Annotated in this window: 8 protein-coding genes; 4 read left to right on the top strand and 4 right to left on the bottom strand. The window is 44.5% G+C overall.

Going from position 1 to position 16,391, the window contains the following annotated elements:
• Positions 1–81 precede the first annotated feature (81 nt).
• Positions 82–1,275, bottom strand: coding sequence for an NAD(P)/FAD-dependent oxidoreductase (locus QT992_RS08520; protein ID WP_333316238.1), 1,194 nt, complete (start codon positions 1,273–1,275; stop codon positions 82–84).
• Positions 1,276–1,659: 384 nt separating this feature from the next.
• On the opposite strand from QT992_RS08520, the gene QT992_RS08515 reads away from it, so the two are divergent.
• Both QT992_RS08515 and QT992_RS08510 read left to right on the top strand, forming a co-directional pair.
• A complete protein-coding gene (locus QT992_RS08515; RefSeq protein ID WP_333337978.1) occupies positions 1,660–4,749 on the top strand; it encodes a PAS domain S-box protein in 3,090 nt (1,029 codons plus the stop codon).
• Between the two features lie 133 nt (positions 4,750–4,882).
• Positions 4,883–5,305 (top strand): DCC1-like thiol-disulfide oxidoreductase family protein, encoded by a 423-nt coding sequence (locus QT992_RS08510; RefSeq protein ID WP_333376823.1) that lies wholly within the window; start codon positions 4,883–4,885, stop codon positions 5,303–5,305.
• A gap of 53 nt (positions 5,306–5,358) precedes the next feature.
• Here QT992_RS08510 and QT992_RS08505 read toward each other — a convergent pair whose 3' ends face one another.
• From QT992_RS08505 to QT992_RS08495, 3 genes are all read right to left on the bottom strand, one after another.
• The gene (locus QT992_RS08505; protein ID WP_333376822.1) at positions 5,359–5,790 is read right to left on the bottom strand and encodes a hypothetical protein; all 432 of its coding nucleotides are present in this window, start codon (positions 5,788–5,790) and stop codon (positions 5,359–5,361) included.
• A 282-nt stretch (positions 5,791–6,072) separates the two neighbouring features.
• Entirely contained in the window at positions 6,073–11,586 is a 5,514-nt protein-coding gene (locus tag QT992_RS08500; protein ID WP_333376821.1) for an AAA family ATPase, read from the bottom strand.
• A gap of 302 nt (positions 11,587–11,888) precedes the next feature.
• Complete coding sequence (locus tag QT992_RS08495) at positions 11,889–14,276, bottom strand: GAF domain-containing protein (RefSeq protein WP_333337985.1); 2,388 nt, start codon at positions 14,274–14,276, stop codon at positions 11,889–11,891.
• A gap of 501 nt (positions 14,277–14,777) precedes the next feature.
• On the opposite strand from QT992_RS08495, the gene QT992_RS08490 reads away from it, so the two are divergent.
• Entirely contained in the window at positions 14,778–15,560 is a 783-nt protein-coding gene (locus QT992_RS08490; protein ID WP_333316227.1) for a calcium-binding protein, read from the top strand.
• A gap of 124 nt (positions 15,561–15,684) precedes the next feature.
• On the top strand, positions 15,685–16,116 hold the full coding sequence (locus QT992_RS08485) for a Uma2 family endonuclease (RefSeq protein ID WP_333316225.1): 432 nt from the start codon (positions 15,685–15,687) through the stop codon (positions 16,114–16,116).
• Positions 16,117–16,391 lie beyond the last annotated feature (275 nt).

The following is a 16,391-nucleotide window of genomic DNA, read 5'->3' as shown; positions in this document are numbered from 1 at the left end:
TATTGTACAATACGCGAGCGGGGACGCTCGCACTACAATAAAAAAAATGCTTTTTACAAAACTGAGATGCTCCCAACTTAACTAGCTTTTAAGCAACTCCTGAATCGGCTTGCTAATCCAATTGAAACCAACTTTTAGCTGATGATCGAATGTTGGCATCCGATAGAGATAGGCTAGGCGACGAGCAATGTGGGCTAGTTGTCCGTCGAGTTTAATTCCTAAACCGGCTAGGGTGGCGTTGTCAATTCCTAATGTCATCATTTCTCCTAGCGGCTGATAGCGGAAAGGAAGTAATGGGCGGTCGGTGAGGGATGCCCAAATGTTCCATGCGGTGTAGTCAGCTTGCTGGAAGGCTGTTTGGGCTGTTCCGGGGACTTTTTGACCATTTGCATCGTAACATTCAGCTAAGTCTCCCAAGGCAAATATATCTGGATGGTCGATAATTTGCATCTGCGGATTGACGATTAATTGACCGCGCTGGTTTTGTTTGAGGGGTAGCGATCGCACTGCTTGACTAACTTGAGTTCCTACTGTCCACAGCACTATGTCTACGGGGAGAACATCTAATTGTCCTTTGTAAAGTAAGGATATTGTGTCTGCTTCGATCGCCTCTACTTCTGTCTCTAAGTCGATCCACACTTTCCGTTTTTCTAAAGCTTGGGTGGCGGCTTCGCGGTTAAACTCCGGTGATGTCCGCAGAATCGTGTTCCCTTGCTCGACTAACCGCACGCGACCTTTTTCTCCGAGTCGATCGGCTAATTTACAAGCTAATTCTACTCCGGCATAACCGGCGCCGACGATCGCAACCCGAATTTTGTCGGTGTTGCTGGCTTCTAAAAACCGCAGTCTTTCTTCTAAGCGGTAGGCGTCGTCGAGAGTGCGGAACGAGTAAGCGTATTCAACGGCCCCTTTGACCATATCTAGGGGGGTTTCGCCGCCTAAAGCTAAAACAAGGCGATCGCACGGAATTTCTGGCCCGTCGCGCAACTGCACTCGCTTTTCCTCCACATCGATGCCGGAGACAGTACCTTGACAAAAGCGCACGCCTGTGTTTTCCAAGAGTTCGGCAAACGGCGGGGCAATTTCCCAGGTTTGGAGTTCGCCGGTCAGGAGTTCGTACAGCAGGGGAACGAACAAAAATCGATCGCGGCGGTCAACTAGGACTATTTCGGGTTTTTCGGTTTTGGAGAAGGGTAACTGACTCAAGCGCAGGGCTGTGTAGAGTCCGCCGAAGCCTCCGCCGAGAATGCAAATCCGGGGTTGTTGTTGAGTCATGGTGTTTTGTTTGAGGGGCGATCGGTAACAAGGCAACTTATCTTATTGTAACGAGAGTGAGGGAGTGGGGGAGTGGCAGAGGGAGAGATGGGGAGAGAGGGGGAGTGGGAAAACGAGAAAGGGGAAAATCTTCCCTGTTTCCCTCGAACCTCAACATACATACGTTAAATGCGTTCAATCCGTTAGATAATGCGTTTCCGAACTGTTTTCTATATCTATAGCCTTGATTAGCTTTACCTATTACCCGCCCTCAAATTTTCTGAATGTTCGCAGAACTAATTTTGTACTATATTAGTTTATAACGAATTATTTCGCAAATTTAATTCACTTTTTATAGGATCATCTACTCTAACACTTGCCCCCGCACTCACAAGTGAAAAAATCATGCAAATTTCCTCGAATTCTTCTAAATTTAAGAACGGCGATCACAATAACGAAGACGGCTCATCTTTGTTAAAAAGCGAAGAAAAATATAAAAATTTAGTAGCTAATATTCCCGGTGCTGTCTACCGCTGTACCTGTGAGTATACGGACGCCGGGGAATTCACACGGACAATGGCGTTTTTGAGCGAGGCGGTTCAAGAAATATCAGGCTATCCATCTTCTGATTTTATCAACGATCGCGTCCGTTCCTTGGCAAGCATTATCCATCCTCAAGACCGCAAAAATGTGGATGCTGTTGTCAAAAAAAGTGTAGCAACTAGAACTCCGTACATCCTTGAATACCGCATTGTCCGGGCTGACGGCGAAATTAGCTGGGTTTACGAAAAAGGCAAAGCTATTTGCTGCGAGGCGGACGAGGCGAGAGGAAGACAAGAGGGACAAGGGCAAATTGAGGACTTTTTGTCGGCTGTGGTTTCGCCGGTTTCGTCGGTTTCGCCGGTTTCGCCGATCGCAAATTCTCTGTGTCGGGTTGTTTATCTCGACGGAGTAATTTTGGATATTACTGAAAGAAAGCGAGCTGAGGAAGACCTGCGAAACACTCAAGATTTTCTGAATGCGGTACTGCAAAATCTGCCGATTAGCGTCTTTATTAAAGATGCTGTAAAGCAAAATTTTATTTATTGGAATACTGCTAGCGAAGAATTGTTTGGCTATTCCAGGGATGAAGTGCTCTTAAACAATGCTGCTGACTTGTTCGAGTCAGATCGTGCCAATTACTTGCAAGCACAAGATTTAGAAGTGCTGGCAACGAGAAAAGGCGTCGATTTGCCCGAACAAACTATCGAACTTCCGCACCGAGGAAAGCGGATTTTGCACACGAAAAAAGTTCCTTTGTTTGACGATTCGGGCGCGCCTAAGTACATTCTGGGTATTGCTGAAGATATTACGGAAAGCAAAAAAACTGAAACAGAATTGTCGCGCTTGGCCATTGTGGCTCAAAAAACGCAAAATGGTGTGATTATTACTGATGCTCAAGGCTGCATTGAATGGGTGAATGAAGGATTTACTCGGATTAGCGGTTATGTGCTGGCAGAAATACAGGGAAAAAAACCGGGTGATGTACTGCAAGGCCCTGAAACAGACCCGCTAACTATTGCTCAACTGCGATCGGCTTTGGCTGCAGGCGTGCCGTTTAATCAGGAAATTTACAATTACAAAAAGGATGGAAGGGGTTATTGGGTGGCGCTTTCGATTGCCCCAATTTATCAAGAAAAGGGGGAACTCGAAGGTTTTATTGCGGTGCAAACTGATATTACGGATCGCAAGCAAGCAGAGGCAACAGTCAGGGAGAGGGAGAATTATTACCGCTGCATTGTCGAGACGGCTTCGGAGGGCGTTTGGATGTTTGACAGCGAAAGTATCACGACTTTTGCTAACTCTCGGATGGCCGAAATGCTGGGGTATACTGTGGAGGAAATGCTGGGGCGATCGCTATTTGAGTTTATCGACTGCGAGTCTAGGAAAATAGCAGAAAGTTACGTCCAGCGCCGGCGGCAAGGCATTCGCGAACGCCACGATTTTAAGTTTACTCGTAAAGACGGATCTCACTTGTGGGCGATCGTGTCGGCGACGCCGATGTTCGACGGTGATGGCGAATTTTCCGGCGTGTTGCGGATGATTACCGATATTAGCGATCGCAAACAAGCAGAAGCAGAATTGCGCCAAACTCTCCAAGAGTTGGAATTTGAAAAATTTGCTTTGGATCAATCGGCAATTGTCTCGAATACCGACGAATTCGGAGCCATTACCTATGTCAACGAGCAATTTTGCGAACTCTTTAAATACTCCCGAGAAGAACTGCTCGGCCAAACCCACAGAACTGTCAATTCTGGCTATCACTCAGCCGATTTTTTCAAGCAGCTTTGGTCAACCATCCGCCAGGGAAAGGTTTGGCGGGGAGAAATGAAAAATCAAGCTAAAGACGGGACATTATTTTGGTTGGATACTACCATTGTACCTTTCTTAAATACCAGCGGAGAACCCCATCAATATGTAGCAATTCGCAAAGATATTACCGATCGCAAACACGCAGAAGAAGCGGTGAGGCTTTCCGAAAGTCAATTGAGGACTAAAAATGAAGAATTGGCCAAAGCCCTGCGGGACGTGCATAAAACTCAAAGCATGATGGTTCAAAATGAAAAAATGGTAAGTTTGGGCCAATTAGTCGCTGGGGTTGCTCACGAAATCAACAATCCAGTTAGCTTTATTTACGGCAACGTCATGCACGCTGACGATTACTTTCAAGACTTGCTAAAAATGCTGCAACTTTACCAGCAGGAATACCCGCACCCAACACCGATTATTCAACAAGAGATAAATGATATCGATTTGAATTTTCTGCTCAGAGATTTGCCGAAGCTGTTAAATTCGATGAAAATGGGAGCCGAGCGAATTCGCCAAATTGTGCTGTCACTAAAGAATTTTTCGCGATTAGACGAAGCCGAACAAAAGCAGGTGGATATTCACGAAGGGATTGAAAGCACTTTGTTGATTTTGCAGCACAGGTTCAAAGAAACGGCAGGGCATCCTAAAATTGTGCTGATCAAAGAGTTCGGGAATTTGCCCCGCGTACAGTGTTATGCAGGACAGTTGAATCAGGTTTTTATGAATATTATCGGCAATGCAATTGATGCTTTGGAAGAGGCAATGGAGACTGGACAGTGGGCGGAGGGGGAACTGGCGCCTATTCCTTATTGTCCTTCGCCGACGCTGCGGATTTGTACGGATGTAAAATATGAACAGGATGCTTTGATGCAAGCAGATTCTGCTGTTTCTGATGATTCAATGCCGCATCCTTCTCATATTGTGATTCGGATTGCTGACAACGGGCCGGGGATTCCGATAGATGTTCAGGAAAGGCTGTTCGATCCGTTTTTTACTACGAAAGAGCCTGGTAAAGGTACTGGTTTGGGGCTGTCTATCAGCTATCAAATTGTGGTGGAAAAACACGGCGGGCTGCTTAAGTGCGATTCTGCACCGGGTCAAGGCACGGAATTTGCGATCGAGATTCCTGTGGGGAATAGTCAGTAGTCAGTAGTCAGTAGTCAGTAGTCAGTAGTCAGGAGTCAGTTGGCAGTTGGCAGTTGTCATTAATTAACAGTCAACAGTCAACAGTCAACAGTCAACAGTCAACAGTCAACAGTCAACAGTCAACAGTCAACTAATGAAATATAGCGTAATTTATGACGGCAATTGCAATCTCTGCGTTACCTTGGTACAGTTACTAGAAACCTTAGACCAAGGCAAGAATTTTGAGTATATTTCCATGCAAGATTTAGAGCAATTAAATCGCTTTGGGATTACGTCTGAAGACTGCGAAATGGGGATGATTTTGATAGATGGTAACACTCCGGAACGCCGCTGGCAGGGCAGCGATGCGGCGGAGGAAATCGGACGGATATTGCCTGCTGGCGAGGTGTTTGTGGCTGCTTACCGCGCCATGCCGGGGATGAAGTGGATGGGCGATCGCGTGTACGAACAAGTCCGCGATAACCGCTATACTTTGTTTGGCAAGCGATCGACTACTTACAAATCTGTTTATCCAGTTGGCTGTAAGTCGATCGACAATTGCGACAATCAGAACTAACATCAAATCCACCTTCGTTTCCGTAGGGGCAATCCCCCCGTGGTTGCCCGATTTCAATCGCCGAGTGACTGATTAAACAAAACAAAAATCTCCTGGCAAAAGTGTTTGAGTTTTTGGCCAGACTCCGCAGCGGGTTCAGTTTGACCGAAAAAACTCCAATTTTCCACCGTGGAAAAGCGCCACTGCTGACCAGTATGATCGTAACCGGCTGCCTCAACCCCGATCGCCCGCCGATATCCTTCCACCGGATCTTGGTAAAATCGGATTTGAATCAAGATGCTGCGGCTTTGCAGCAAGCGGCTTCTACCGGGAAAATGGAAGCCAATGTCGATCGAATCTGGATCTACAAGTTCTCTGGTATCCTGGTCATTCATCCAAGGTTTCAAATCGACTTTTGTATCCGGGAATTCCGACTTGAATAAATTAACAACCGCAGCAATTTTGCTGGCAACTTCTATATTTTTGGCTTGTTCGGCAGCGTTCACGCGAAAAACTCCTATCAAATATAGTTATTACATTTAGCTAATAATGTAACTGCATACTGCCGAATGTAGACTGCCAACAGCGGACTTTTTCCGAAATAATTAGGTCTTGACAAATTTTAAATTTTGTGTTACTCCCTCTTAGTCTGCGGAGGCAGACTTCGTTCGTGTAGACGCGGTTTCAACCGCCGAGGGCATATTTTCTTGCTTTCCTCTTGTCCCCCCCTTATTAAGGGGGGTTAGGGGGGATCTCCGGGTTTTAAAACACGCCCTATTCCCATAATCTTAATTCAGGGGAAGGGCGATCGCAAATTCGGAACCTTCTCCCAGCACCGATTCGCAAGTTAGTTTACCGCCGTGGGTTTCTTCCACAATTTGCCTGCTGATAGACAACCCCAAACCTGTACCTTTCCCTACTCCTTTGGTAGTAAATAAATGGTCAAATATTTTCGACTTGATCTCCGATGACATCCCTTTACCGTTATCTTTGATTTTAATCACCACGCTGTTGTTATCCTCCGAGAGATGAGTGATAATGGCGATCGTATTCGGTAAAGCTTCAATTTCAGCGTAAGTGCGGCCCTGATTGAATTCGTCAAAACACTCGATCGCATTTGCCAGCAAATTCATAAATACCTGATTCAGTTGCCCAAAATAACATTTAACTGGCGGGATATCTCCGTATTCTTTAATAATTTTAATTGCGGGGCGAGTATCTTTAGCTTTCAGACGATACTGTAAAATCATCAAAGTGCTGTCGATGCCCTCATGAATATTTGCTGAGACTTTATTCGCACTGTCAGCGCGGGAAAAAGTCCGCAAAGACTTGCTAATATTGCGGATGCGCTCTGTACCTGATTTCATAGATAAAAGCATTTTCGGCAAATCTTCAATCAAATATTCTAAATCAATTTCCGATGCTTTATCCTGTAATTCATCTCCAGGATTAGGAAATTTTTCTTGGTAAAGTTGTAAGCAATCAATCAAATCTAAGCTAGCCTCAGCAGCAGCATCAAGATTGCCCGCAATAAAACCCAGCGGATTGTTAATTTCGTGAGCAACCCCTGCAATCAAGTTGCCGAGAGCAGACATTTTTTCGCTTTGAATGAGCTGCAGTTGCGCCTGTTGCAATTCATTGAAAGATTTTTCTAACTGTTGAGATTTTTCTTGCTCCCGCGCGTACAAACCCGCATTTTCTACAGCAATAGCAACTTGAGAAATTAACACTTTGAATACTTCTACTCTCTCTGCAGTAAAAGCTCCTACTGTCAAAGCATTTTCTAAATAAATTATTCCGCGCCGCTGAGATTGATAAATAATTGGCAAACAGAGAATTGATTTTGGTTGATATTTCTGAATGTAGGTATCTACATTAAAAGCTTCGGCAACAGTAGCATTGTCTAAAACCAGATGCTTTTGACGGCGGTGTACGTAATTAATCACAGACAGGGGAACATCTTGACAATTTTCTACGGGAATAGACGGTAAAAGTGTCACTTTATCCTCCGCAAAACAGCCAGTAGCTTCTATGCAGAGAATATCGTTTTTCAGCAGCAGCAGCACTACTTTTTGAGCCGCCGCATTTTCTAAAATTATTTTGATTAATTTGGTCAACAATTTTTCTATAACAATTTCACCGTTAATCGCTTGCGCCGACTTAATAAAAGTAGCTAAGTCTAATAAATCGCCTAAACTACTACTGGTGGTATTTCCCGTGGCAGTGCGGGTGACATCGAGGGTTGGGGTTTGAATTGTGCGCGTCTGTGCTGCTAAGAAAGGATGTGTTGATTCTAAGTGTTTAACTTTAGCGATGGCTCCCCAATGGATATATCCATAATAGGCTTTAGTCAGATATGCTTGAGAAACTATCTCTTTACCCAAAGCTTGATAAAATTCTCCTGCTAATTCATAGGCTAATGCTTCCTCTTGAATGTATTTATTTTTTTGAGCTCCGGCAATCGCGCGATCGTACAATTCCATTGCTTCGGTATTTTGCCCCAAAACTCGCGCTGTTTCCGCTGCTACCAAGTCGTATTTGTGTTGATAATTCATCGGAGCATGAACTGCCCATTTTTTCATCTTCTTTTGGTTTTGCAGCACTTTTTCCAAATATTCCTTTTGTTCCCCTTTGCCAGTTGCTGGATACAAAGCGAGGATACTGAGAGAAGAGTAAAAATTATGCAGAGCAACCACATAAAATCCGGCTACAGACTCCTCATGTTTCTCAAATAACCTTGAATTTTCTAATGCTTGGGCGTAGTTTCTGAATATAAAATTAAGCTGAGTTTTGGAATTATAAACCAAAGCAACTAAAAAAAAGTTTTTACATTCTATTAAAATGGGGAGCGTTTTAACTTCATTAAATCTCTCACCGACTAAATGACAGGCTTCGACAGCTTGACCGCGCAAATTGAGGGCTGTCTGCCTGGCTATACTTATATAATGTACAGCAAATTCTAGTTGAAATTGCTGCATTAGTTTCATATATTTACCAGTCTCCTGCTCCACCAAATCTAGAGGCTCTCCTATCGACAGTTTTTTGAAGGAATATTCAGTTATAGAATAACCAGCATATTCCAACTCTCCAGTTTCCATCCCAGTTTTAAAACCTTCTTCGAGAGCGCCTAATCCTGACTTGACAGAGGCTTTCCAGTGGTTAATAAAGCAACCAAAGGGTGTATAAACTCTACTTTTGATTGAACGGGAGGGAAATTTGTCTAACAGCCTAATTGCCAGTTGACCGAATTGGTATGCCGAACTAATGTCCCCTACCTTGTACATAACTACGCCATAAAAAACGTAGGCAATACTCGCGTAAGGAGAATTACCATATTTAATGCACAGCTTGACCATCCTAAAGGCCAGCAGCGGTACCAGTTGGGGCTTGACCGGAACAGCACTGCTGAGAATCCCTGATAAAATCCGCATGGCGGCTTGTTTTTCGGGATCGATCATTTCTGGCAAGTTAGCTAAATCCTCAATTCGTTTCAATCCCAAGCTCAGTTTAGTATTACTCAGTCCCGCCATAATATTTAGCGCGTGGGGATTTTGAGGAAAAGAAATGCCTAACAGTTTCAGCACTTCCAGTCCTGTATTGAGTGCTTCTACAACTCTATTTTGAGCGTTATAAGACTGAATTTGAAGTTCATAAACATTCACTTTTTCCAGTAACGTTTTAGCTTTTTGCAGGACAATATCAACCATCTTTTTTGAATCTTCATAGTTGATGTTTAAGTATTCAGCTTCTGCCGTTGACTCGTAAATTGCTAACGTTAAGTCATAGTGACTTTGCCAAGACTCCGCAGGCAATAATTCCATAGCAACCCGCAAATACCTAACAGCAGCTTCATACGCAGCAGCCGCTTTTGCCTTGCGTCCAGCAGTTAAATTTAATTTTGCCAACTTAGTTTTTTCTGACTGTTGGCTAATTGTGTCAATTCCGACATTCAATTGATTGACGATATCAAAGATGTTTTCTTCCAGCTTGTCTGGTGGAGTATTGTGTAACAGTAATTGACCGATTTTTAAATGGGTGGATTGCTTTTGGTCTTCTGGAATTAGCGAATATGCGGCTTGCTGAACGCGATCGTGCAAAATTTTGTAACTAACCCGCGAAGTGTCTAACTTGAGATGGATTGATTCGGCTCGATCGAACACTAAAGGAATGCGATAAGCATCGCTCAAGGGCAGAATTAACCCTGCTTGCAAAGCTGAATAAAGTTCAGTAGCTGTAGCATTAGCTGACTTTTCGCTAACAAGTGACAGCACATCTAGAGCAAATTTATCTCCCACGCAAGCTGCTAGCTTCAAGACTTCTTGCGTGGGTGCGGGCAGCTTTTCAATGCGAGAAGCTACCAGTTCCACCACACTTTTATCGGTAATTCCAATGGCTTGGATTTCATCAATACTCCAATACCAGCCCGTTTGACTTACCTCATTTGTAATGTGATTAAATTCAAATTTTAAAAGAGATTCTTGATAAAGTGCTTGGAGTAATTGAGTCAAGAAAAAAGGATTGCCGCCCGTTTTATTCCAGATTAACTCGGCTAGATTTGTTACTTTTTCTGTGCAAGTGTTAAGTGTTTCAGTGACTAATTCCGTCACATTTGCTAAATCCAGCGGTTGCAACACGATATTGTTGACTCTTGTACCAGTTTTTTCAATTTCTTCTACAGTCTGAATTAACGGGTGAGTCGGACTAACTTCATTGTCTCGATAGGCACCGATTAGCAACAAATATTCTTGATCAGGGTCAGTTATTAGTATTTGCATCAACTTTAATGTTGCTGAATCTGCCCACTGCAAATCGTCTAAAAAGATAACTAGGGGGTGTTCTTTTTGGGCGAAAACGCGAATAAATTCTTTGAATACCCGATTGAATCGATTTTGGGATTCTACAGGGGCGAGTTCTGGGACTTCTGGCTGTTTGCCGATGATTAATTCAACTTTTGGAATTACGTCGGCAATTACTTGGCCGTCTGTTCCCACTGCTGTTAAAATTTTAGTGCGCCATATTTCTAATGAAAGTGCACTTTCGGTTAGCAATTGCCGCAGCAAGGAGTTAAATGCTTGGATTAATGAGGCATAAGGAATGTTGCGTTTTAATTGGTCAAATTTGCCGCTGATGAAGTAACCTTTTGACCTGGTAATGGGTTTGCTAACTTCGTTGACTACGGCTGATTTACCGATGCCTGAGTAGCCTGATACTAGCATTAATTCGCTTTGGCAATGGGCGAAATTTTCGGTATTTTGGTTTGTTGGAAAAGATGCGGCTGAAAGAGTTTCGGCATTGGGGCGGGCGGGTTTTTCTGTATTTAGGTTGGGTGGCAAAGATTTGGGTGAACCCGCCCCTACACGTTCAAATGCTGCTAATAGTTGGTTGACTTGTTGTTCTCTACCGTACAATTTTTGGGGGATTAACAATTGGCTGAGAATATCTAACCGTCCGGGGATGAAGTCGGCAATTTGTCCTGTGGTTTCTAACTGATGCAAAGAAATTTCTAAGTCGGCTAACAATCCGGCCGCACTTTGATATCTATCTTCGGCATTCTTTGCCATCAATTTCATCACTATCTCTGAAATGGCGACAGGTATTTCAGAATTGATTTGATGGGGATATATTGGTTGAACTGCGATGTGACTGTAAACTACTTCTAAGGGGTCGTTGCTGCAGAAAGGCAATTTGCCTGTCAGCATTTCATATAATGTGATACCAAGGGAATAAAAGTCGGTGCGGTAGTCGAGGGTGCGGTTCATTCTCCCGGTTTGTTCGGGTGACATATAGGCTAAGGTGCCTTCGACTGAGTTGGGGTTGTTAAATTGCGGATTTTCTTTGTTGAGTTTTGTAGCAATGCCGAAGTCGGTGAGTTTTACTTGTTTTGTTTGCGAGTTAATTATGATGTTGCTGGGTTTAATGTCTTTGTGAATAATGTGATGAAAATGCAGGTATTGTAAGGCTTTGACTATTTGGATGGCGATGTGTAAATTTGCTTGCAGGCTCAAGGTTTCTCTTTCCAGCAGTTTTGCGAGGGATTCGCCGCCAAAGTCTTCTAAAACGATTCCTAATCGGTGGTCGAAGGTTTCGAGACTGATGGCTTTGACGATTTGTTCGCTGTCTAAATTTTGGCGGATTTGATATTCGTGTTTGAGCCGGGTAATGGCTTCGAGGGTGGGATATTCGGCTTTGAGGACTTTCAGAATTGCTGGGGGCGCGTCTGTCGGTGTTTGTCCGCGATAGACTATTGTTTCGACGCCTTCGTGCAGAGTAGAAGTTATTTGGTATGCTGATAAGTTTAACATCACTTAAGTTAGAAATTACAGGAGCTAATTCTCATTAGATTAACATTACTTAATCTGGATTTTGTGTGATTGCGATCGTGTATTTGGCGATTTCCAATCACACGGAATCTACACTAAGTGAAAATGTGGGCTGGGTCGTTGGTGTCAACCAACATATTATATGTAATATTGGTCTTCTGTGTGAGTCCCGAATGCTTTCGCTCCACCGTTTTTCAGGGGGAGGGGAGCGATCGCACCGGGGCTAAAACAGCAGGAGATGGGAGCGATCGCACTGGGCCTCAAACAGGCATTTGAACGGGTTCTCAATCGGTAACAACCGTAACTTCACAGATAGTAGAAATAGATTCCGGTTCAGGCAAAATACGCACGCGGGCGAATTTTAAACCGCTGACTCCTTGCAGTGATTCTACCATGCCCGTCTGAACTTTTGGCTCTACCCAACCTTCGCGAGACAAGTAGCGCAAGTATTGTTGGTACTCTTCCCATTCGTCTTCCGCTGAATAAACTACCGTTAACATTCCGGGCTGGGTAATTCGCTCTTGTAAGTCTTTGTCAACAGCTTTTTCGATCCGCTTTTTGACAAGTTCGTAGCGGATGTCGCGAGTACCTTTGACATCAAACATTTTTTCGGTATTTTCGTTGTGAAAAATGTCGATGGTGGTATTCTGCACTAAGACTAAATGTGCGAGTTCCATGTTGATTTGAGACTCGGCTTGCAGGCGAAAAACTGTGCGGCCGCAATCGCAAATTGCTCGCAGTTGTTCGTACCGCAAACTGTGCAGGTGAAACTGGCTAAATTTGGGCTCGATCGATTTTCCTACATAAATCATGTGATCGATGCCGTCGGTGCATTCGATGTCGCAGTAGTGGGGCAAAATTTGCTGCATTTTTTCTTGCCAGCGGGCCCAGGTTTCTTGGAGTTTGGTGCTGATTAAGTTCAGCATTTGGTCGTAGCGGGTGCGATCGCTGTAAACGCAGTTGTGTTCATTTTCACAGGCTGCTTGGTAAGCTTCAACGGCTGCCTGAACCTTGGGCCCGCACTGCACAAAATAGTCAAAATATACTTCTAAACGCTCGTTTAAATATTCGGCGGCTCGCACCTCCATATCGACTGTTACTTTTTCTTTTAAATGCTCGATGTAGTCGAGCAAGTCGAGCCGCAGTTGCTCGCCGAGGTGGGTAGTTTGTGTTTCGCAAACGGCATCAGCTATGACTAAACCTAAGCGGAATTGTTCGAGCAAATCAGTTTGAATGGCTCGGTTTCTTTCGTCGCTAGAACCGCGAATGTCCGAAATTCCGTACAGCGGATGAACGTCACCAAATACGATTGTTTCTGGAGGCAGTCCCCAACTTCGCCTTTCTGCTTCTTGGGCGAACCGCCACTCGACTGCGGGGTGGATGTTGTGAATGTGGGTAAACCGCTCCTGGATGGCTTGCCGCAGGGCTGCAATGAAGGCGGGAATGAGTTCTTGGGCGTGTTTAGCGTCAATGCCGTTGAAGTGGTTTGGCCGATCGCACAACAGCCCCACAACACCCAAAATCCGCTGCCCGCACCCCTCGCGGGTGACGGATTTGACTACCAGGGGCACCAGCAGCATCGATCGAGTTCCCATTCTCCGCAAAGTTCGATCGCACTCGGTTTCGCACTCCCTACGCAAGTCTGGCACGTTCCAAACTTGATTTGCTGCTGTGGCCTTCAAAAAGTGAGAAGCTTCTAGGGAGTCCATTGAATAAAGAATCGGCTGCAAATGTTGGCCGTCTTTTGCAACTAATAGCTGTACGCGATCGTCGTCGGGGCGCAGCAGCAAAGTGCCGTCAGCATTGAAGAGCGATCGCAAACACCGATCGATTCTCTCAAATTTGTCAGCCCGCAGCATCGAATCTCGATCGATCAATAACTGAGTCAGCCGCCGAATTTGCTCCTGCACGGTGACATCAAAACCTTCTAGCAACAGCAAGCCTTCTACGCGATAATTATCCAACTGCAATCGATCGGCTAAATTCTCCAGTTGATTCGGCTGCATCAGCCAAGCTTCCCGTTCTGCAACAGGCATTAATCTTAAAGAAACATCCGCAAATTCATCTATTTTTGAGTCAATTCGAGTAATTTTTAACTGTTCCGAACCCAGCCAAAATTCTATAAATCTGGGTTCTCGGTGTTTGGGGTTTTTTACACTCGCCGTGGCAGGTTCGTCTAGCACCCGCAAACCGTCAATGTCAATTTGATAATATTGCTTAAATACCCAGTGCAAAAGGTGGCGGCGGTACAATTGTTCTGCTGTTTTGCCGTCCCCATCCTCGAACAGTTGCAGCAAAGTGATGTCGGTTTCTGCAAACAAACCGCTGGTAGATTGAGTTGCCAAGGACGTTTCCTCCCAACCGGCCAAGCGGCAAAATGCTGCGTTAGCGTAACGCAGGGCAAAAGTTCCCGGTTGCATTACTGCGATTAAAACGCGGCGATCGCCGAGAAATTGAAACAGTCGCTGTAAGTCTTGTTTCCACGTTTTCAACGGTTCAATTTCAGCAGATTGACTGGGTACTTGATCCGCCAAAGCTTCCAGTAGCTGTTCTATACTTGGTTCGCTGGGCAGATTGTTACTGTCTTGCTTTGTTGGGACGATATCTGTCGCTGGCAGTGATTTTACGGAGTTGTTGTTGTTTTGATGGGAAGACGATTTAGGAGTAGACATGAGTAAAACACCTGAAAGCAGTGGATTTTGCCAAAAAATGTCAGCGATCGGCGATTATGGCTTTGTAAAGAGCTTAAATCCTGTTTGTAAAGTTTGTGTGTGGGTATCGGAAACTGGGTGTTTTCTCGGAGGATGGGCCCAGGGACTTTTACTTTTATTCACAAACAACCTCTCAGTCTCGACGTTATAGGTGATATCAACGTGTTTACCACCTGGCGGGTAACACCCATTATAAGCGGTAGACAGTAGCGGATAGTGTCAGCAACCTAATGCTATTTGACTCAGAGGCGAGATATATAGCAGGTTTGGGTTGAATGAGGCGTAGCCCTGGTAATTGGTAATTGGTAATTGGTAATTGGTAATTACCAATTGGCAAACAGGTTGCTGGTCACTAATTTAGCAAATAAACTTGCGATATAAATTACCATATAACTGGCTATTGGGCAAGGCAAGAATTAACATATATAATACAGATAACATGATTTTTGAAAGGACATAGTTATGGCTTTAACGGTTAACAATCTCATCGGTGATGTGACTGGCTTTCCTATATTTGCTGGCGGCGGGCCACGTCTTTTGGCATTCGCTACACCCGATGAGATTAACGTAGGGAATGGAAATTTGTCGTCTTTTCCCTGGGGAGTTTGGGGACTCGACGGCAACGATACTATAGGAGGTTCGTCGGATTCCAACGAACGGCTGTTAGGAAATAACGGCAATGATATTATCGGTGGTGGTGGCGGAAATGACATAATTTACGGGGGGAAAGAGAACGATCTCCTGGATGGAAATGATGGCAACGACGTAGTTAGGGGCGACGCCGGAAACGACGTTATTTTTGGAGGATTTGGCAACGATATCCTGCGGGGAGGGCAAGGAGACGACGATTTAGATGGCAATGAGGGCAACGATTTCTTAGCAGGCGATCGGGGAGTGGACGTGCTGACGGGAGGTCTCGGTGGTGACATATTCGTGCTCAGAAGCAACGATGAAGCATTTGGTATAGAGGGAGCAGATGTCGTTACCGATTTTAACTTTGACGAGGGCGATCGTATTGGTTTGACGGACGGTTTAACAGAACTAGACCTGTTCTTTGAAGACGACAATTTGATTGCTTACGATAACGACGGAATTATCAACGACATGGTGATTGAAAACATAATTACCGGACAGATTGTGGGGATAGTTTTAAACACGGACAGCTTTGAACTTGTTGGGGCATTTGAACAGGCAAGTCCGTTTGCTTTTGCAGTTAACGGTTCTCAATTCCAGTTTTTGGCTTAGGGCCAGATCCCCCCTAACCCCCCTTAACAAGGGGGGGACAAGAGCGCTCGAAGTCCCCAATTTCTCCCTTTATATATTTTTACGCTAATCTAAAAGTAGAAATTAAAAATCGGGGAAAGTATATATGACCATTGCCACTCACCCCAAATTAACTGCACTCCCGGAACAGCGGTTGATTTTGCCGCTATCAATGACTTGGGAGCAGTTCAAAGCTCTGGATTCATTGCTAGAGTACAGTCGCAGTGTTCGCTTGTCTTACCTCGACGGATATGTGGAAATTATGACACGTTCGTCGAAGCATGAAATCATTAAATATCTGATGGCAGGAATGTTAGGTCAGTTCTTTTTAGAAAAAGATATTAGTTTTACACCGACGGGTAGCGCTACACTCCAAGGAGAAGCAAAAGGCAGCAGCAAGGAACCAGATTTATCTTACTATTTTGGCGAAGATCGGCGGCAGCGAGAAACACCCGATTTGGCGATCGAAGTTGTTTTTACTAGCGGAACTATTAATAAACTGGAATACTACCGCAGATTTAACGTAGGAGAAGTTTGATTTTGGGAAGACGGAGTATTTTCGATTTACCAACTGAACTCGGAGGGTTACGATCTGGTTTCTCGGAGTATGCTGTTGCCGGATTTGGATCTAGAATTGCTGGGGATATGCCTGAAAATGTCCGAAGAAAAAGAAGCTTTGAAAGTGTTTCGGGATGCAGTTTGAGCTGGTTAACTTAGAAGATATACAAATAAAATATGGCATAGTAATGCCGGCAATGGCGGAAATATACGAAATGTACGAAATGTCATAAAAATCGCAATCATCTGAAAACA

The organism is Microcoleus sp. T3_D1, from assembly GCF_036700405.1.
Classification (GTDB): Bacteria; Cyanobacteriota; Cyanobacteriia; order Cyanobacteriales; family Microcoleaceae; genus Microcoleus.
This window is presented reverse-complemented; position numbering and strand designations above follow the sequence as displayed.

Bases quoted from the DNA above. Each gene is read 5' to 3' on its own strand.
- QT992_RS08520 (WP_333316238.1), bottom strand. From the start codon at position 1,275: ATGACTCAACAACAACCCCGGATTTGCATTCTCGGCGGAGGCTTCGGC.
- QT992_RS08515 (WP_333337978.1), top strand. From the start codon at position 1,660: ATGCAAATTTCCTCGAATTCTTCTAAATTTAAGAACGGCGATCACAAT.
- QT992_RS08510 (WP_333376823.1), top strand. From the start codon at position 4,883: ATGAAATATAGCGTAATTTATGACGGCAATTGCAATCTCTGCGTTACC.
- QT992_RS08500 (WP_333376821.1), bottom strand. From the start codon at position 11,586: ATGTTAAACTTATCAGCATACCAAATAACTTCTACTCTGCACGAAGGC.
- QT992_RS08495 (WP_333337985.1), bottom strand. From the start codon at position 14,276: ATGTCTACTCCTAAATCGTCTTCCCATCAAAACAACAACAACTCCGTA.
- QT992_RS08490 (WP_333316227.1), top strand. From the start codon at position 14,778: ATGGCTTTAACGGTTAACAATCTCATCGGTGATGTGACTGGCTTTCCT.
- QT992_RS08485 (WP_333316225.1), top strand. From the start codon at position 15,685: ATGACCATTGCCACTCACCCCAAATTAACTGCACTCCCGGAACAGCGG.